Raw genomic sequence first — 19,217 nt, 5'->3', positions numbered from 1 at the left:
AAGCTAAAACAGATGCAAAAGATTTACAAGCCCGCTGGGATAACCTTTTAGAAGTAGAGAAAATGTTAGTTAAAGAGGATGCGGTAACCGCTCCGGTCTACCAAAAAGGTTCAGCGTATGTAGTAAAAGATATTATCCCAATTAACTATGGTGGTAAATTAACTTACAAATGGGCATCTGTTGAACAAAAATAATCTTTTTTCCATCGTTTACAAGGGTATACGCCTATGATGGGCATATGCTCTTATTTTAAAAAAATAAAAGTAAGAATATTTCAAACTATCTTATTGCTTTTGAGAAAAACGGGGAGGTGCTTGACTATGGGACGTTATGTATTAAAACGTTTCGTGTACATGGCTTTGACATTATTTTTAATTACTACACTGACTTTCTTCTTGATGAAATTACTTCCGGGTTCTCCGCTGAAAAACCAGGAGAAATTATCACCGGCACAAAAAGAAATCATTCTTGAAAAATATGGTTTAAATGATCCAGTACCAGTTCAATATGCACGTTACTTAGGTAACTTAGCGCAAGGTGATTTAGGGGTATCATTCCAATATGATAACCGCCCAGTAACAGACATGATTGTGGATCGCATTGGACCATCAGCACAACTTGGTTTACAAGCGATTATATTAGGAACATTTATCGGTTTACTTTTAGGAATTGTTGCGGCACTTCGTAATAATACATGGGTCGATTATAGTGCAACAGTTATTTCGGTACTCGGGATGTCGGTACCATCGTTCGTATTCGCCGCATTACTACAATATTTCGTAGGGGTAAAACTTGGTTGGTTCCCAGTAGCGTTCTGGAAAGGACCAGAGTTTACAGTAATGCCTACAATTGCATTATCGATGGGAGTTATCGCAACAATCGCACGTTTCTCTCGTGCAGAATTAATTGAAGTTATGCAGTCTGATTATATTTTAACAGCGAAAGCAAAAGGAATTAGTCAAGGCGTTATCATTGTCAAACACGCACTTCGTAACGCGTTAATTCCAGTTGTAACAATTTTAGGACCAATGGTTGCGGCATTAATTACAGGAACGCTTGTTATCGAGCAAATTTATGCTGTACCAGGACTTGGGGAACAGTTCGTTAAATCTATTACAGTGAATGACTATACAGTTATTATGGGAACTACAATTTTCTATAGTGCGATCTTCATCTTAGTTATTTTCATTGTCGATATTTTATACGGAATTATTGATCCTCGAATTCGTTTAGCGGGAGGGAAAAAATGATGAAAGATGTACAAAAATTATCTCCAGATTTATTTCAACAAGCCAATCAAAATAATGTTGATAATGAAGTCATTGCCCGTCCAAGCTTAACGTTTTGGCAAGATGTACGAAGACGCTTGTTCCAACATAAAGGCGCGATGTTGGGTTTAGTATTATTGAGCATTATTGTACTACTAGCAATTTTTGGACCGATGGTAAGTAAACATTCTTATAAAGAGCAGGATTTAGGTCGTGCGAAAATGCCACCGAAAATTCCAGTGATTGAAAATATTCATTGGTTACCATTTGACGGTACAGATCAATATGGTGTTGACCAATATGCAAAACGTGATATTAAAGAGTACTTCTGGTTTGGTACAGATGATCTTGGCCGTGACTTATGGACAAGAACATGGGAAGGTACACGCGTATCATTATATATCGCTCTTTTAGCAGCAGCAATTGACCTAGTAATTGGGGTTGCATACGGAGGTATTTCAGCATTCTACGGCGGTAGAGTAGATAATATTATGCAACGTATTATGGAGATTATTAATGGTATTCCATACTTAATCATCGTTATTTTAATGGTAATCATTATGGGATCTGGTATTTGGTCAATCACACTCGCAATGGCGATTACAGGTTGGATAGGGATGTCGCGGATTGTTCGTGGACAAATCTTAAAGTTAAAAAACCAAGAGTATGTATTAGCGTCTCGTACATTAGGTGCAACAAATACACAATTAATTGTGAAACACTTAATTCCAAACGTTATGGGACCAATTATCGTAATGACAATGTTTACAATTCCATCAGCGGTGTTTGGTGAGGCATTCTTAAGCTTCATCGGTTTAGGAATTCAGCCACCATTCGCATCACTTGGTTCTCTTGTAAATGATGGATATAAATCAATTCAAACGTATCCACACATGATGTTCATCCCTGCGGTTGTCATCAGTATGTTAATTCTAGCATTCAACTTAATGGCAGATGGATTACGCGATGCGTTAGATCCAAAAATGCGTAAGTAAACGAGGAGGGAGAAGTAAAAATGAAAACATTGTTAGAGGTAAAAGATTTACAAGTCTCCTTTGATACACATGCAGGTGAAGTACAAGCAGTACGCGGAGTTACTTTTGATTTGAAAAAAGGGGAAACATTAGCGATTGTAGGAGAGTCTGGTTCTGGGAAATCAGTTACTTCTAAAGCGCTAATGGGATTAATCCCGAATCCTCCAGGCCGTATTAAAAATGGAGAGATTGTATTTGACGGTCGTGATTTAACGAAATTAACGGAAAAAGAAATGCAGCAAGTTCGTGGTAAAGATATCGCAATGATTTTCCAAGATCCAATGACATCACTAAATCCAACGATGACAATTGGGAATCAAGTTATGGAAGGCCTTATTAAACACCAAGGGATGAGTAAAGCAGATGCACGTAAAGTGGCTGTAGAATTAATCGACCTTGTAGGTATTCCAAATCCAGAAGCGCGTTTAAAACAATATCCACACCAATTCTCAGGTGGTATGAGACAGCGTGTAGTAATTGCGATGGCGTTAGCTTGTAACCCGAAATTATTAATTGCCGATGAGCCGACAACAGCGCTAGACGTTACAATTCAGGCGCAAATTTTAGAGCTTATGAAAGACATTCAGCAAAAGACAGAAGCAGCAATCATTTTCATTACGCATGACTTAGGTGTAGTAGCGAACGTTGCTGACCGCGTAGCAGTTATGTACGCTGGTAAAGTTGTTGAAATTGGAACTGTTGATGAAATTTTCTATAATCCACAACATCCATACACTTGGGGCTTAATCGCATCTATGCCAAGTTTAGATGGAGCAGAAGACGAGCTATATGCAATCCCTGGAACGCCTCCAGACTTATTAAAACCGCCTAAAGGTGATGCTTTTGCACCACGTAACCCACAGGCGCTGAAAATTGATTTTGAAATGGAACCACCTTTATTTAAAGTAAGTGATACACACTATGCGGCAACTTGGTTACTTCATGAGCAAGCTCCAGAAGTAAAACCGCCGGCAGTCGTTGAAAAACGCATTCTTCAAATGAAAGCAGGTGAACAACATGACTAAACAACAAGAGAAATTAATTGAAGTGAAAAATGTAAAGCAGCACTTTGACGTGAGTGGTGGTGTTGTCAAAGCGGTTAATGATATTTCATTTGATATTTACCGCGGAGAAACATTTGGTCTTGTAGGAGAATCGGGTTGTGGTAAATCGACAACTGGAAGAACGATTATTCGTTTATATGATGCAACTGCTGGTGAAGTGTTGTTCGATGGTGAAAATGTACATGGTAAAAAATCACGCGCAGAATTGAAGAAATTCAACCGTAAAATGCAAATGATTTTCCAAGATCCATATGCATCATTAAATCCTCGTATGACAGTAGGGGACATTATTGCAGAAGGTATTGATATTCACGGACTAGCAAAAGGCAAAAAAGAGCGTATGGACCGTGTTCATGAACTGTTAAACACAGTTGGTTTAAATAAAGAACACGCAAACCGTTTCCCGCATGAATTCTCAGGTGGACAACGTCAACGTATCGGTATTGCTCGAGCACTTGCTGTAGAACCTGAATTTATCATTGCCGATGAGCCAATCTCAGCACTTGACGTATCGATCCAGGCGCAAGTTGTAAACTTGCTAAAACAGTTACAAAGAGAAAAAGGCTTAACATATTTATTCATTGCCCATGATTTATCGATGGTAAAATACATTAGTGATCGCATTGGTGTAATGTACCGTGGTCAAATCGTTGAGCTAACAACAAGTGATGAGTTATATGAGAACCCAATTCATCCATATACAAAATCACTATTATCAGCAATTCCGCTTCCAGATCCAGATTATGAGCGCAATCGTAAACGTATTGTATACGACCCATCGCAACATGATTATGGCAACGAAGTGCCAACAATGCGCGAAATTCGCCCAGGACATTTCGTACTATGTTCTGAAGCAGAGTATAAGAAATATAAAGAAATCTATCAATAAGAAAAAGAGNNCTCTTTTTCTTATTGATAGAAGGAGGTAACGGGGGAGAGTTGCTTTAAAATTAGTTTATTTCAATAGTTGTTACTAAATTTAAACCTATAAAAAAGAATTTTCTATAAGTTTATTTCTATTTTGAGACTAGAAAATAAGTGTTTTTTAAGTAGGGAAATCTCATTTTATTATTTTGATTGGTGAAAGAGATGGTACTAATATGTAGGTATACATCATGATGTGTTTTTGAAATGGGACCATTTTCGTATAGCAAACGAAAAGATTTATAGAATTATGAAAGAGAACGAGTATCCATTAAAAATAATGGGGAGGAAGTAATTTGCTGAAAAAAATTATTTCGATGTTCGTCGCTGTTGGGATAGTATTCGTAGTAGGTAGTAGTTTTAATGTGTCGCATGCGTATGTAAAGACAGGGTACAAATTATCAACAAAAAACCAAAGCTTTAAGTGGGGTGACCGCTTATCAGGAAGCAGTGTAATAAAGAGTGGCTGGCAGGATGCTATTTCAACTTGGCAAAATAGTGCAGCTAATGCCAAGTTCTTTTATCGCGGATCTTCGGTGCACACATTAAGTTCTTGGTATGAATCCTCGTCCACATATTATGGAAGAATGATTGTTCAACTAAATAATAAAATTGTTACGAAGTTTTCTGGAGACATTAATGCAGGTAATACAAATATCACGAAATCAAATGTTGCTAAAAGTACGGCTGTTCATGAATTAGGACATGCATTAGGACTCGATCATAATACGGGGGCATCTATTATGAATAGTGATAGAGATCGTACCAAAATGCATGTTCCTCAAAAAGATGATGTGAATGGTGTAAATGCAATTTATAAATGAAATTAAGGAGGGATTTATAATGAATAAAAAATTGAAATTCATTTTGCTGGCAGTCCCTTTCGTAATTTTCTTAGGTATAGGGGGAGATAGTATTGATTTTGGAGAAAGCGAAGATAAAACAATTTTAATAGCTAAAGATTTTCCATCCACAAGTAGATTAGAAGATATGGTTAAGGAAGCCGATGTAGTTGCTATAGGTAATTATGATGGCTTTGATTCAACTTGGAATATGGCGCGTAATCCGCAAGACATTAGTCAAGAAGATCGAGAGAATTATGTAGAGGGGCACTTATACAATTTTAACGTGAAGGAAGTTTTAAAAGGAGACCCCTTACAAGATAGAATGAAAATTAATTATCGGTACGCAGAACAAATTGAAATCGATGATTCGAATAGTAAGGTTGTAAATGAAGACCCTCTTTATATAAAGCCAGAGATTGGAAAGAAATACATGTTATTTTTGAAAAAAGATGAAAATATGAATCATTACTTTGGTGCAATTGAACCGTTTTCCATAATGTTTGATGAAAATGATATAGCATATTTACAGTCAAACTTAGTACATGTAGACGAAGCGAGATTAAGTGTTAAAAAGAAACAAGATAACCAAACATATATTTTAAAAAATCAAGTGGATCATAAAATATCGGATACGATTTCTAATAAGAAGATTGACGAATTGAAGATAGAAATTGAAAAGTATAATTAAATAAAAGCTGTTCCAACAATTTGTTGGAACAGCTTTTTCTATTATTTAAAGAATCTCCAATGTGAATTTCATTTACAAATGAATGCATCTCGATCAAAGGAGTGTTACTGCGCCTGAATGGAAATACTCTCTTTTTGCTCTTCGGGTTTAACAAGCGCATAACGTTCCCACGCTCTACTTCTCCAGCGGAAGAACATAATAATTGCACGTGTCCATTCGTCAATCGCAATTGCTAGCCAAATACCAACTAGCCCCATATCTAAATGAAAGGCGAAAAAGTAACCGAGCGGTAAACTCATTAACACCATAGAGAATGCACCGATTAAAACAGGATATTTTGCATCGCCAGCTGCACGAAGTGAATTAATGATGACGATGTTCATCGTACGTCCCGTTTCAAGTAGTATACTTAGTAAAAGGAGGCTCGCCCCTAGAGAGATAATATGAGGATTATCCGTAAACAGCCCCATTAATTGTGTGCGGAATGTAATAACGAGAGCGACCATACATAAAGTGACGCCAATAGCCCATTTTACACTTTTCCATACTCGTTCATATGCTTCATCTTTTTCACCGCCGCCAACAAGGCGCCCGATAATAATTGCAGTTCCCATACCAATCGCAATTGCAAATAAATAAGTGAACATGGAAATGTTAGTAGCGTATTGTCTAGCAGCTAATGAATCCGTTCCTAAGTATGTTACGTAATATAGGAAGACAATTTGACAAGCTTGATACATGACTTGTTCAAATGCAGATGGAATGCCGATCTTTAAAATTTTCCCAACGTATTCTTTTGATAAGGTGAAGTAATATTGTAATTTCACACGATATTCCATAACGCGGTATAGTAACCAGAAGAACACAATAAGTGCGATCAATCGGCTGACAGCAGAAGAAATTGCTGCTCCTTGTACACCGAGTTCAGGGAAACCGAATTTCCCAAAAATAAGTACGTAGTTTCCGGCGATATGAATAATATTCATTCCAAGTGAAACAAACATCGCTTGCTTTGTAAAACCGTGTACGCGGATAATTGCGGCTAATGAGTTAATAATAGCTTGAAGGAAGATAGCTCCTCCAACGATGGATAAGTAGTTTTGCGCATACGTTAATACATCGCCTTGTAGGTTCATTGCCATCATCATATGTTTTGAAAAGAAAAGAAAACCAGCGCTTATAAAGAGCCCTACCACTAAATTTAAAGTGACGGCTAATGCTGATATTTTAGATGCTTCCATAAAACGTTTGGAACCGAGGTATTGAGATACAACAATAGCTGCGCCGTTCCCGATGACTTCTAGTACCAAAATAGCGATATGAAGATATTGATTCGCTGCACCAACCCCAGATACAGCATCGTCTGATAATGCACTTAACATGAAAGTATCAGCGATCCCCATCAACATAAAAAGAAAAACTTCTAGAAAAATAGGCCATGTTAATAAGAATAAACTTAATTTCTCTGTCGGCCCGTTTTTGGAGTGAATTGCTGTCATGTCCGTCCCCTCTTTACCGATATCTATTTTTAGCAAAGTGTATCGTAACACACATTCATATCCTTTGCACTCATTTTAGCCTACATATTTTCAATATGAATATATCTTCATTTTATGACAAAAAGGGGAGAATAATTATTCATAAGATATTATGGAATATAAAATTAATTTTTCTCTGATAATTTAGAAAAATATAAAAATAATAATTTGTGACACTTTAATCAGTCTAAAAGGTAATATGAAACGTTTACAAAGGTTTATTCTTTAACAGAAAATTTTAATAAAATAGAAATATAAATATACAAAAAATATATTTGTGTGTATAATATGAATTATTAGAACATATATATATTTCTTTCTGTTTGAAAATGAAAGGGCTAACATTTTGGGGAGGGTGGAAGTATGAAAAAAAAGATACCAGTTTTTGTAGCATCAACAGTAGCGATGAGCATGATTTTAGGGGCATGTAGTTATGATAAGGATGAGCCGCAAGCGAACGCAAAAGGGGATAGCGGGAACAGCGGTGCGAAGCAAGTTATTAACTTAATTGAAACACAAGAAATTCCAACGATGGACCCAGCTTTATCAGCTGATGCAGTTTCTTCGAAAGTAATGAACAACACGATGGAAGGACTATACCGTCTTGGAAAAGATGATAAGTTAGTTCCAGGTGTAGCGAAAGAATTCCAAAAGTCAGAGGACGGTAAAAAGTATACATTTAAATTACGTGAAGATGCAAAATGGTCAAATGGTGAACCTGTAACAGCGAAAGATTTCGTATATGGATGGCAAAGAGCGATTAATCCAGATACAGCTGCGAAATCAGCGTACATTATGTATGATATAAAAAATGCAGAAAAAATTAATAAAAGAGAGATGAGTCCAGATCAATTAGGCGTAAAGGCAATTGATGATCATACATTAGAAGTAGAATTGGATAATTCTATTCCATATCTTGTTGATTTAATGGTCTATCCAATCTTCTATCCTGTGAATGAAAAGTTTGTGAAAGAGCAAGGTACGAATTTTGGTTTGGAAGCAAATACAACACTATATAATGGACCATTTACATTAAGTGATTGGCAGCATGAACGTAGCTTCAAGATGACAAAGAGCTCATCATATTGGGACAATAAAGAAGTGAAGCTTGACGAAGTAAACTTTAATATTGTAAAAGATACGTCTACGCCAATTAATTTATATGAAACAAACGCAGTCGATCGAGCGACGTTATTAGCAGAGTTTATCGATAAATATAAAGGAAAACCAGATTTTAAAACGGTAGAAGATACTTCTGTATTCTTCCTTCGCTTAAATCAAAAAGACCCAGCTTTAGCAAATAAAAATATTCGTAAAGCAATTTCTCTTGGTTTTGACCGTAAACCATTCGTTGATACATTATTAAATAACGGTTCTAAACCAGCGACAGGATTAATTCCTGATAACTTCATTAAGGGGCCGGACAATAAAGATTTCCGTGCTGAAAATGGAGATATTGTAACACCAAATGTGAAAGAAGCGAAGAAATATTGGGAAGCTGGTAAAAAAGAGCTTGGTAAAAATGAAATTGAATTAGAGTTATTAAATGAAGACGTTGAATTATCGAAGAAAACTGGTGAATATTTAAAAGGTGAGTTAGAAAAGAATTTACCAGGTTTAACAGTGAAAATTAAACAACAGCCATTCGCGCAAAAATTAAAATTAGAAGATGCGGGTGACTATGTAATGTCATTCTCTGGATGGAGTGCAGACTTCCCAGATCCAGTTACATATCTTGATATGTTCGTAACTGACGGAGCGCAAAACAAAATGAATTATTCTAATCCGAAGTACGATGAGATTATTATGAAAGCGAAGAAAGATGGAAGCGACGTAAATGCTCGCTGGAAGAACTTATTAGAAGCGGAAAAAATGTTACTTGATGACGCTGCGATTGTTCCAGTATATCAACGTGGTAGAGCATACTTACAAAGAGAAACAATTAAAGATATGTACAATCATAAATATGGTGGCGAAGTAAGCTTTAAGTGGGCATCCGTAGAAAAATAAAGAAAGAGGTCGTTCCAAATTTGGGACGGCCTTCTCTTATTGCCACATTTTGTTGTTAAGTCGATATAGTTTCATTTACTATTGCAATCTTAAATAAGAAGATAACTATAGTTAAAAGTTTGACTTTTAATACGTACGTTTCTTATAAATACCCTTTCCGCCAACCTGTTTCCAGCCGGATTGTACATCTAAGCTTTTGTTAACAAATTTCATTTTTTCTTTTCCGCCAAAGAGTTTTTCTCCGATGCTATTTGTAATGACACCTATCAATGCTGTTATTCCAATGATGAGGGCAGCAACAGTGACAAAATCAATAAAATAAGCGATCATTTGCAAATTCCCCCTTTGCCTGTCTCTATGTTTATTGTATGAGATAAAAGGTAAAAAAGAAAGAAATATCAGAAATTTTCCATTTACTTTGGAAATCATGTAGACATGGGTGAGAATGTTTGTTAAAATAAGAACAAATGTTCCTTTTGTTTTTCCTTTGTATAGTCTTACATTTCTTCATTGATTTATCAGGAAAAGGTAAGAAAACGTTCTCTTTTTCATAGGGAAGATTATAAAAAAACAACTGTATATTAGATGAAAAACCTATGAAAAATAAGTGTTAAAAGGATTGAAGGTTGTTGTTAAAGGACAGTTAAAGTGAATGTAATCATGTTACATAGCAATGGAATACGAGGATGAGTTTTCTCAACTAACAGGAAATTTACTGTATATTTCTTGCAAAATCTATTGTATAATGATTATAGAAGTTACTTATTAAAAGTAATTGTTGTTTATTATAAGTTGTTGCTTACATGAAATGTGATTTTTCACTTTGCTATAAGACAAGTTATCGTGAAAAATTGCTGAAGTTAGAAATTTAAACTGTAATTAGTACAGAATTTGTACTCTTTAAGGAGAGTGAGCTTTGTATGGTAACATTATATAGTTCTCCAAGCTGTACGTCTTGTAGAAAGGCGAAATTATGGCTAGAGGAAAATCATATTCCTTATACAGAACGTAATATTTTCTCAGATCCATTAACGATTGAGGAAATTAAAGAGATTTTACGTATGACAGAAAGCGGAACGGATGAGATTATTTCTACTCGTTCAAAAGTTTTCCAAGAATTAAATGTAAACTTAGAGTCTTTACCACTTCAAGATTTATATAAGATGATTCGTGACTATCCAGGTATTTTACGTCGTCCAATTATGATCGATGAAAAGCGCCTTCAAGTAGGTTACAACGAGGATGAAATCCGTCGTTTCTTACCACGTACAGTAAGAACGTTTCAATTACGTGAAGCACAACGTCTTGTAAATTAATTATAATAATATGAAAACCTTCTACTTATTATATAGTAGAAGGTTTTTTTTACTGTTTCACATTTCGTAATCGTATTTGTTGAACGATAACGCCTACACATAAAACCGTGAAAATGAACAAGTAAGGGATACTTGTAGTAAAACTAGGATTATGATGAAAAAAGGTTGCGAGTCTGTCTTCATGTGTAATCATTTTTCCTGCTGTATAGGCGAGAACGGCCGCTCCACAATAAATGAGGAATGGAATGCGTTCCATAAGAATTAAAATAAGTTTGCTACCCCAAATAATAATCGGGATAGAAATGAGTAAACCAATTATTACGAGTAATAATCTTCCGTGTGCTGCTCCTGCAATGGCAATAACATTATCAAACCCCATAACGAGATCTGCGAATACAATTGTACGCACAGCTTGGAATAAAGTAGTTTTCCCTTGAATAGAAGAAAGATCGTTGCTATTATCGGTTAATAAATTTACTGCAATTAACGTAAGTAAAACACCGCCGATAAGTTGTAAGAATGGGATATCGAGTAAATAAACAGCTAGTATCGTAAGAAGAATCCGTAGCACAATCGCTAAAAGAGTACCGATTAAAATGGCTTTGTTCCGTTTTGATTCAGGTAAATTTCGGCTAGCTAGTGCGATGACAATTGCGTTGTCACCACCTAATACAACATCGATACCGACAATCATTAGTACAGATGTTAAAAACTCTAAGTCCATTCGACTGCCTCCATTTATGATGTTTTAATAAGCGAAATATATGTATGTGATGAAGATAGGTTGTCTAGCTTTTAACCTACACTTCGGGGACTAAATAATGTACTTCAATAGAAGTTTCACTTTATTACATTGTACGGGGGAATATAGAAATGTATGTCCAAATTTTTTGTGAGTAAGAAATCGCTATAATGATATATTTATGTAGACGACCGAATGAAGGTAGGCATATAACTATTTTTGTAAAATAAATCGATTTTATTTCCATTCTGGAGAATCTTATCATAAAATGAGAGTACAAGAATCTATTGATTTGTCATATGAGTGGGGAATCCCTTCATAACAATTCTAAGCAGGAAGGGAGAGTTGTATTTTGGAAATTGAAAGAATTAATGATCATACGATGAAATTTTTTATTACGTACGTTGATATAGAGGACAGAGGGTTTAATCGTGAAGAAATTTGGTATGACCGCGAACGAAGTGAAGAGCTCTTTTGGGAGATGATGGACGAAGCTCGTGATCATGACGATTTCTTTATTGATGGCCCGTTATGGATCCAAGTGCAAGCAGTCGATAAAGGGATTGAAGTACTTGTAACGAAAGCGGAGCTGTCAAAGGATGGACAAAAACTGGAGCTACCAATAGGTGTAGACAAAATTATAGACATTCCTCTAGATGAAGGAATCGAATCACTATTCCAGCAAGAATTAGTGGAAGAGGTAGAAGAACAAACAGGAACAAACTTTAATGAAGATGGTACGTTTGGCTTTTTAATTAAGTTTAATGATTTTGAAGATGTTATTTCATTGAGCCACCGTCTTATTTTTGAGGATATAAAAGATGAGCTGTATTCATTTGAGGACCGCTATTATGTATATGTGGAATTCGATGAAGTGCTACATGATGAAGAAGAAATTGATCGTATTTTAAGTATTATTCTAGAATATGGAGAAGAATCTACTTTAACAATTCATCGTGTAGCTGAGTATGGGAAACAAATTGTGAAAGAGCATGCGCTTGAAACAATTCGCAATAATTTTCCTGCTAAAACGTAGGCCGATTTCTATAGTAAGAAATCGGCTTTTTATATGAAGGGTGAGAAAACTTTCTTAGTGAGGAGGTAAAAGATGAAAAATACGTTAAAGCTGATTTTCTTTATCCTACTATTGTTCGCATTATTTGTTTCGTTACGTATGTTTATTGATGTAGCATTTTATTCGGATGTAATTGGGATAAAAGATGTTTCGATTTTAGGTATTATTAGTATTTTATTTACGGTATCTGCATTTTTAATTGGCTGCGTTATTTTTTTAGAAAACCGCCATCCATCTAAAACACTTACATGGCTAATTGTATTAGGCATTTTTCCGGTATTTGGATTCTTCGCTTATTTATTATTTGGACAGAACTTTCGGAGAAAAAGAATGTTCCAAAAGAAGGCATTACTCGATGAACAAGCGTTTTTACAATATAAGGGACATAAAGATTATGAAGAGCGAATTTTGCGTGATCATAAGCATCAGGAATTGTTATTTCGTTTAGCAGATCGATTAGGTGCTTTAAATATTTCATTCCAAACTGAAACGAGAACATTAACAAATGGAGATGAAACGTTTCAATCTATTTTGGACGGATTGAAACGAGCAAAACATCATATTCATATGGAATATTACATTGTACGTGATGATAAGCTAGGAACAGAAATTAAAGATATTTTAATACAAAAATCAAAAGAAGGCGTTGTCGTTCGTTTTTTATATGATGCGGTTGGAAGTTTTAAGTTATCGAAATCGTATATTGAAGAATTAAATGATGCAGGTGTAGAAATGGTTCCGTTCTTTCCTGTGCGCTTTCCGATTTTAAACGATAAAATTAATTATCGAAACCATAGAAAAATTGTGATTATTGATGGAAATGAAGGGTTTGTAGGTGGACTAAATATTGGTGATGAATATTTAGGGAAGGATAAATATTTTGGTTTTTGGCGGGATACGCATTTATATTTACGTGGTGAAGCTGTTCAAAGTTTGCAACTTATTTTCCTTCAAGATTGGTTTTATATGACTGGTGAGGCCGTATTAGCGCCTGAATATTTGCAAGCAACAGCGGTAGAAGGCGAAAATTGGGGTGGCGTGCAACTTGTTGCAGGTGGACCAGATAATAAATGGGAAACGATTAAACATTTGTATTTTGCAATGATCGCTTCTGCTCGGAAATCAATTTGGATTGCGACGCCATATTTCATTCCTGATGATGACATTTTATCTGCATTAAAGGTTGCTGCACTTGCGGGTATTGATGTTCGTTTACTCATGCCGAGTAAACCTGATAAGCGTACTGTCTTTTACGCATCAAGATCTTACTTCCCAGAGCTTTTAGATGCAGGAGTAAAGATATATGAATATGAAAAAGGTTTTCTTCATAGTAAAGTTGTTATTGTCGATTCGGATTTAGCTTCAATTGGGACCGCTAATATGGATATGAGAAGTTTTCATTTGAATTTTGAAGTAAATGCCTTTTTATATGATACAGATAGCATTCGAAAACTCGTTCAAGATTTTAAAGAGGATATAGAAGAATCGAGTGAAATTCATGTCGATCGTTTTCATAAAAGACGTCTTCATAGACGGATTGTGGAATCAACGTATCGATTATTATCACCTTTATTATAAAAAGAGATGTCCGAAATTGGGACATCTCTTTTTTAAAAGGAATTTGTAACATATTGTAGAATATAAGGAGCTGAAAGGGTGTGATTCTGATGTTTATCGCTAAAAGAGAAAACGGAGAAAAAATTCATCTACTCTATAATCGTGATGAAGAGCTTTTACGCCGTATGCGAAAAAAGGAAAGATTCTTTTGCACAGCTTGCGGAAAGGAAGTACAAATGAAATTAGGGAAACAAAAAAGTTGGCATTTTGCTCATAAGAAAGTGGATTCTTGCCTTGCTTTTTATGAAGTAGAATCTATATATCATATGCAAGGGAAAGAAGTGTTATATAGATGGTTGAAACGTCAAAAGTTTCATGTGAATATAGAACATTACCTTCCGGAAATTCAGCAAAGACCAGATATGTTCGTAGAGAGAGCGGGCAGAAAAATTGCGATTGAATATCAATGCGCGAATCTTTCCGTAGAGCAGCTTTCGAAACGAACATACTCATATTGGCAAGCCGGCATACAGGTCATCTGGATCATTGGTGGAAATCAATTAAAAAAGCAATCTGCATATTGGATGAAATTCTCTTCACTTATGGCTTTCTCCTTGCAATCTTATCCTCAGCCACTTCTTATTTTCTTCTGTCCGAAACAAAAATCATTTATGAAATGCGCATTTATCACTTCATTTTCTACAAACACCTCTTTTTCACATATTATATATTTACCAACCGATACGACTACTTTTGAAATGCTCTTTTCTCCCGTTCCTTTTCAAAAAGAAAAATTAGAGCAAGAATGGAAGCAAAGGAAGAACTATTTTCGGCAAAATGCCTTGCCGATTTGGAATTATAATTATAAGCCACTATTACGCCTCTTATATCAATTAAAATGTACCCCAGCGAGCTTCCCTTCTGAAATTGGTGTTCCGCTCCCGTCTTCATTTGCTTTTCAAACAAATCCATTTATATGGCAAGCTTTTCTATATATGAAGTGTATAGGAGAGCTTGCGATAGGAGAGTGTATTTCCTTTCAATATGTGTGTAGCTATGTGAAAAAGTATACGAAAATGCGCTTGCTTCCATACTTTTCACAGCATATATGGAAAGTAGCAGTTACTGAATATATGACTTTTTTATGCTATGCAGGCGTATTGCATAAGGTAGGGACTTATGCGTACCGAAAAATAAGGGATGTAGTTCTGTTAAAAACAGAGGAGGAAGTTATGAAATATGATGAAATTTGCTTAGCTTACGCGCTATCTCTGTTTGAGACAAAGTTCAACATGAGAGATGGAAAAGGGGATATAATAAAGAATGATCGTGAAGGAATTACATAAGAAAAAACGAATTGTACTTAAGTAGAGATATTTAAAGGAGGGCTTAAAGAATGTCTGAACAAAACAAAGCAAAAACATTACCAGATCGCAATGAGATTGAAGAAGCAAATACGTGGCGATTAGAAGATATTTTCCAAACAGATGCAGAATGGGAAAAAGAATTCCAAGCTATTAAAGAGTTATTACCGAAGTTAACTGAATTTAAAGGGAAACTGGCTGACTCCGCGAACAACTTACTTGAGGCACTGCAATATGAAGACGAAATTTCAATGCGATTAGGTAAGCTATATACATATGCCCATATGCGTTACGATCAAGATACAACAAACTCTGTATATCAAGCATTAAATGATCGCGCAACAAATTTATATTCACAAGTATCTAGTAGCACAGCATATATTGTGCCTGAAATCTTATCTATTTCAGAAGATACACTGCAAACATTCTTGAAAGAAGATAGAGATTTAAGTGTATATGAACATGCATTAGAAGAAATTACACGTCAACGTCCGCACGTATTATCAGAAGCGGAAGAAGCTTTACTAGCGGAAGCATCTGAAGTAATGAGTGCATCAAGTAATACATTTGGTATGCTGAATAATGCGGATTTGAAATTCCCGTCTATTAAAGGTGAGGACGGAGAAGAAATAGAAATTACGCATGGTCGTTACATTCAGTTTTTAGAAAGTGATGATCGTCGTGTGCGCGAAGATGCATTCAAAGCTGTATATGAAACGTACGGAAAATATAAGAATACATTTGCAAGTACGTTAAGCGGGGCAGTGAAACGTAATAATTTCAATGCACGCGTTCGTAAATATGATTCTGCTCGTCAAGCTGCATTAAGTAATAATAATATTCCTGAAGCAGTATATGATCAACTTGTCGAATCGGTAAATGATAATTTACACTTACTACATCGCTACATTGATATTCGTAAGCGTGCGTTAGGACTAGATGAGCTTCACATGTACGATTTATATACACCACTTGTACCAGAAGTGAAAATGAACGTGAAGTATGAAGAAGCGCAAGAAATGTTATTAAAGTCTTTAAATGTACTTGGTGATGAGTATGTTGAGATTTTGAAAGAAGCATATGAAAATCGCTGGGTAGATGTGTATGAGAATAAAGGAAAACGAAGCGGAGCATATTCATCTGGTGCATACGGAACAAATCCGTATATTTTAATGAACTGGCATGATAATGTAAATAATTTATTTACACTTGCGCACGAGTTTGGTCATTCGGTGCACAGTTACTATACAAGAAAGACACAACCGCACGTATATGGGGATTATTCAATCTTCGTTGCAGAGGTAGCATCAACTTGTAATGAAGCGCTTCTAAATGATTATTTATTAAAAACGACAGAAGATAAGAAAGAGCGTCTATATTTATTAAATCATTATTTAGAAGGATTCCGTGGTACTGTATTCCGTCAAACGATGTTCGCGGAGTTTGAGCATATTATTCATAAGAAAGTACAAGAAGGACATGCTGTTACGCCAGACATGTTAACGGAAATTTACTACGATTTAAATAAGAAATATTTCGGTGACGCTTTAGTAATCGACGAAGAAATTGGTTTAGAGTGGTCTCGTATTCCGCATTTCTACTACAACTATTACGTATATCAATACGCAACAGGATTTAGTGCGGCAACAGCGCTATCAAAACAAATTTTAGAAGAAGGTCAACCAGCAGTAGAACGTTACATTAACGAATTCTTAAAGGCTGGAAGCTCTGATTATCCAATTGAAGTGCTGAAAAAAGCGGGAGTAGATATGGCATCTCCAGAACCGGTAAAAGAAGCACTACAAGTATTCGAAGAAAAATTAAATGAATTAGAAGCGTTATTATTTGAAGAGAAGTAATGAGAAAAGACGAGGGATTTCATCCTCGTCTTTTTTAATTGAAATAATGTCGAAATTTGTCGATAAAATAAGGTGTTTTTCCTTTCTTTTTCTAAATTAGAAGACAGTTTTACAGTTGTTTTTTGAAGTTAAAACCCTTTAAATCGTTTTTTATGATTGAAATAGGAAAGAGCGATGACGATGATTCCAAATAAAAGAGGTAAGGCAATAATTTTAGGAAAAGCCTGTAGTAGAGAGAGAATGTACAAGAAAAAAGAAGCAAGGACACATAAACAAATGAGTAAAATATAGAATTTTTTTATGAAAAACACCTCCTAAAGAGCTTTTATATAGCCTATTCAAAAATGAAAGCGTTTAGAATGTGACAAAAGTGTGAAATTCGACAAAAGGGGTTGTCATCTGACGTCGAATCTTGTAATATAATAAGCGTGAACGAATTCACATACAAACATATACCCCTTTGTTTGAACGTGAAAATTTCTCCCATCCCCTTTAATATTTTTATAAGCCGTAAAGAAAAAGACCTGGTGTTTACACCAGGTCTTTTTCTTTTGCTATCCATTTCCAATAACGTTTGCACTTTACTTCAATCATTTGTACTTTCCGTTTCAGTTGTAATTTTTTTAGTTCACGCTCGATTTCTTGCTGCGGGCAGTCATATATAAATGCTACTTCTTTTGAAGAGATGAATTGCGTCGCTTCTAGTAACACTTCTAAAGATGGTAACGGTTCTGGCTCAATCTCACATTTTACAAGCTCTTTTAATAGTTGTACGTATACATCATAGGAATAAGTTCCAGCGATTTTAATACCTTCTTCATCTGAGTTTGCATGAAAAAAGACGAGGGAAGGTATTTCTGTAATATGCATTTCATTTGTGAATTTTAGGTCACATTGGAAAGCTTTTTTTGCGCTAGCGGAATGTAGATCTTTTTTAAATTCTTCTACATCAATGTTACTATCTTTCGCACATGAAAGTAATAATTCGCAGTCTGGGTTCAATACATTTTCAAGGAAAATGTATTCTTGGAGTTTTCGCAAAAACTTCGAACCTGCTTTTCGGCCTTGCAACTCCGCTGCCTTAATTGCCATCGAAACTAAATATGGTGTTGATGACGCCTCTTGCATATGTACCTTTCCATCACATGAAAACCCTTGTAAACTTGTTGTCTTTTCCCACACAAATCGAATATTAGCAGGTTTATTCCATTTGTGTGAGGAAGCGTTCGTTCCATCCACTTTTCCTGTTACGATATGACGAATAGAGAAGTATTTTCCGTATTCAAGCCATAATTTAATAATAACGGGCTCAATTTCCCAGCAATCTTTACAAAGCGGATCAATAAATAAATATGCTTCTACAGACTTATGCTCACATGCGGAAGGGGGTGGCATATTTATATGCTTTGCTTCTTGCTTATCCATTACACTTCACCTGTTTCGTTTGGAGTATTAACCATATGCTGAGCAGTTAATGCTAAACGTTCAAAAACAAACTCTCTTATATGACCGTGCACTCCTGTATCATCCATTGCTTGCTCCATACATGATAGCCAAGCCTCTGCTCGTTTTGGAGTAATCTCAAACGGAAGATGGCGTGCTCTTAACATAGGATGACCATGTTCTTCAGTGTACAAATTAGGACCACCTAAATATTGTGTTAAAAATTGTTTTTGCTTCCTAGCGGTTTCTGTTAAATCATCCGGGAAGATGGGAGATAAGTCAGGGTGTTTACTGACATAGGAATAAAATGTATCCACTAATATTGCAATGCATTGTTCACCGCCAATTGCTTCAAATGGTGTCATCGGTTGCTTGCTCATCCTTTATAAACTCCTTTTTCCATGAAATGTATATCTATTGTAGCAATGGAATGTTCGAGAGGGCAAATAAACAGCTTTCGTAACATTCGTTGCGTATTCTACATGTTGCA

The 19,217-nt window shown here is 35.6% G+C and carries 18 protein-coding genes; 13 read left to right on the top strand and 5 right to left on the bottom strand.

All coding sequences use genetic code 11. The features are described 5' to 3' along the window. Nucleotides 1-62 precede the first annotated feature (62 nt). The 7 genes from COI75_RS27610 (at nucleotide 63) to COI75_RS07940 (ending at nucleotide 5,823) form a co-directional block, all read left to right on the top strand. On the top strand, nucleotides 63-194 hold the full coding sequence (locus COI75_RS27610) for a hypothetical protein (RefSeq protein ID WP_346426403.1): 132 nt from the start codon (nucleotides 63-65) through the stop codon (nucleotides 192-194). 126 nt (nucleotides 195-320) lie between these two features. Beyond that, nucleotides 321-1,250 carry an oligopeptide ABC transporter permease gene (opp3b, locus tag COI75_RS07965; RefSeq protein WP_000534171.1) on the top strand — a complete coding sequence of 310 codons (930 nt, stop codon included), beginning with the start codon at nucleotides 321-323 and terminating at the stop codon, nucleotides 1,248-1,250. Beyond that, entirely contained in the window at nucleotides 1,247-2,263 is a 1,017-nt protein-coding gene (gene opp3C / locus COI75_RS07960; RefSeq protein WP_000974104.1) for an oligopeptide ABC transporter permease, read from the top strand. Before opp3b ends, opp3C begins: the two co-directional genes overlap by 4 nt. A 20-nt stretch (nucleotides 2,264-2,283) precedes the next feature. Further along, nucleotides 2,284-3,327 carry an ABC transporter ATP-binding protein gene (locus tag COI75_RS07955; protein ID WP_000854344.1) on the top strand — a complete coding sequence of 348 codons (1,044 nt, stop codon included), beginning with the start codon at nucleotides 2,284-2,286 and terminating at the stop codon, nucleotides 3,325-3,327. Further along, a complete protein-coding gene (locus tag COI75_RS07950) occupies nucleotides 3,320-4,255 on the top strand; it encodes an ABC transporter ATP-binding protein (RefSeq protein ID WP_000166325.1) in 936 nt (311 codons plus the stop codon). The genes COI75_RS07955 and COI75_RS07950 overlap by 8 nt, the downstream gene beginning before the upstream one ends. A gap of 352 nt (nucleotides 4,256-4,607) precedes the next feature. Further along, a complete protein-coding gene (locus COI75_RS07945; RefSeq protein WP_098381287.1) occupies nucleotides 4,608-5,114 on the top strand; it encodes a matrixin family metalloprotease in 507 nt (168 codons plus the stop codon). 19 nt (nucleotides 5,115-5,133) lie between these two features. Beyond that, entirely contained in the window at nucleotides 5,134-5,823 is a 690-nt protein-coding gene (locus COI75_RS07940) for a cardiolipin synthase (protein WP_098381266.1), read from the top strand. Nucleotides 5,824-5,927: 104 nt separating this feature from the next. Here COI75_RS07940 and COI75_RS07935 read toward each other — a convergent pair whose 3' ends face one another. Beyond that, nucleotides 5,928-7,373 carry an MATE family efflux transporter gene (locus COI75_RS07935; protein ID WP_141530824.1) on the bottom strand — a complete coding sequence of 482 codons (1,446 nt, stop codon included), beginning with the start codon at nucleotides 7,371-7,373 and terminating at the stop codon, nucleotides 5,928-5,930. 351 nt (nucleotides 7,374-7,724) lie between these two features. Between COI75_RS07935 and COI75_RS07930 the strand changes: the two genes are divergently transcribed. Next, nucleotides 7,725-9,371, top strand: coding sequence for a peptide ABC transporter substrate-binding protein (locus COI75_RS07930; protein WP_000727242.1), 1,647 nt, complete (start codon nucleotides 7,725-7,727; stop codon nucleotides 9,369-9,371). Between the two features lie 126 nt (nucleotides 9,372-9,497). Here COI75_RS07930 and COI75_RS07925 read toward each other — a convergent pair whose 3' ends face one another. Continuing rightward, nucleotides 9,498-9,701, bottom strand: coding sequence for a hypothetical protein (locus tag COI75_RS07925; RefSeq protein ID WP_000562557.1), 204 nt, complete (start codon nucleotides 9,699-9,701; stop codon nucleotides 9,498-9,500). A 590-nt stretch (nucleotides 9,702-10,291) separates the two neighbouring features. On the opposite strand from COI75_RS07925, the gene spx reads away from it, so the two are divergent. Continuing rightward, nucleotides 10,292-10,687: a transcriptional regulator Spx gene (spx, locus tag COI75_RS07915; protein ID WP_000258267.1), complete on the top strand. Its 396-nt coding sequence runs from the start codon at nucleotides 10,292-10,294 to the stop codon at nucleotides 10,685-10,687. Between the two features lie 49 nt (nucleotides 10,688-10,736). Here spx and COI75_RS07910 read toward each other — a convergent pair whose 3' ends face one another. Then, nucleotides 10,737-11,411, bottom strand: a complete 675-nt coding sequence (locus COI75_RS07910; protein WP_000362611.1) for a TerC family protein — start codon at nucleotides 11,409-11,411, stop codon at nucleotides 10,737-10,739. Nucleotides 11,412-11,781: 370 nt separating this feature from the next. On the opposite strand from COI75_RS07910, the gene mecA reads away from it, so the two are divergent. From mecA to pepF, 4 genes are all read left to right on the top strand, one after another. Further along, a complete protein-coding gene (gene mecA / locus COI75_RS07905; RefSeq protein WP_000402128.1) occupies nucleotides 11,782-12,465 on the top strand; it encodes an adaptor protein MecA in 684 nt (227 codons plus the stop codon). Between the two features lie 72 nt (nucleotides 12,466-12,537). Then, on the top strand, nucleotides 12,538-14,082 hold the full coding sequence (locus COI75_RS07900; RefSeq protein WP_098448283.1) for a cardiolipin synthase: 1,545 nt from the start codon (nucleotides 12,538-12,540) through the stop codon (nucleotides 14,080-14,082). An 80-nt stretch (nucleotides 14,083-14,162) separates the two neighbouring features. Continuing rightward, nucleotides 14,163-15,407 carry a competence protein CoiA gene (locus COI75_RS07895; protein WP_098448282.1) on the top strand — a complete coding sequence of 415 codons (1,245 nt, stop codon included), beginning with the start codon at nucleotides 14,163-14,165 and terminating at the stop codon, nucleotides 15,405-15,407. 50 nt (nucleotides 15,408-15,457) lie between these two features. Continuing rightward, nucleotides 15,458-17,284, top strand: a complete 1,827-nt coding sequence (gene pepF, locus COI75_RS07890) for an oligoendopeptidase F (RefSeq protein WP_000003353.1) — start codon at nucleotides 15,458-15,460, stop codon at nucleotides 17,282-17,284. Nucleotides 17,285-17,815: 531 nt separating this feature from the next. Here the strand turns inward: pepF and COI75_RS07880 are convergent. Next, nucleotides 17,816-18,709 (bottom strand): ClpXP adapter SpxH family protein, encoded by an 894-nt coding sequence (locus COI75_RS07880; RefSeq protein WP_000360635.1) that lies wholly within the window; start codon nucleotides 18,707-18,709, stop codon nucleotides 17,816-17,818. Continuing rightward, the gene (locus COI75_RS07875) at nucleotides 18,709-19,107 is read right to left on the bottom strand and encodes a globin domain-containing protein (RefSeq protein ID WP_000043382.1); all 399 of its coding nucleotides are present in this window, start codon (nucleotides 19,105-19,107) and stop codon (nucleotides 18,709-18,711) included. The genes COI75_RS07880 and COI75_RS07875 overlap by 1 nt, the downstream gene beginning before the upstream one ends. Between the last annotated feature and the right edge of the window lie 110 nt (nucleotides 19,108-19,217).

This window comes from Bacillus cereus, assembly GCF_002564555.1.
GTDB classification, from domain to species: domain Bacteria; phylum Bacillota; class Bacilli; order Bacillales; family Bacillaceae_G; genus Bacillus_A; species Bacillus_A cereus_K.
This window is presented reverse-complemented; position numbering and strand designations above follow the sequence as displayed.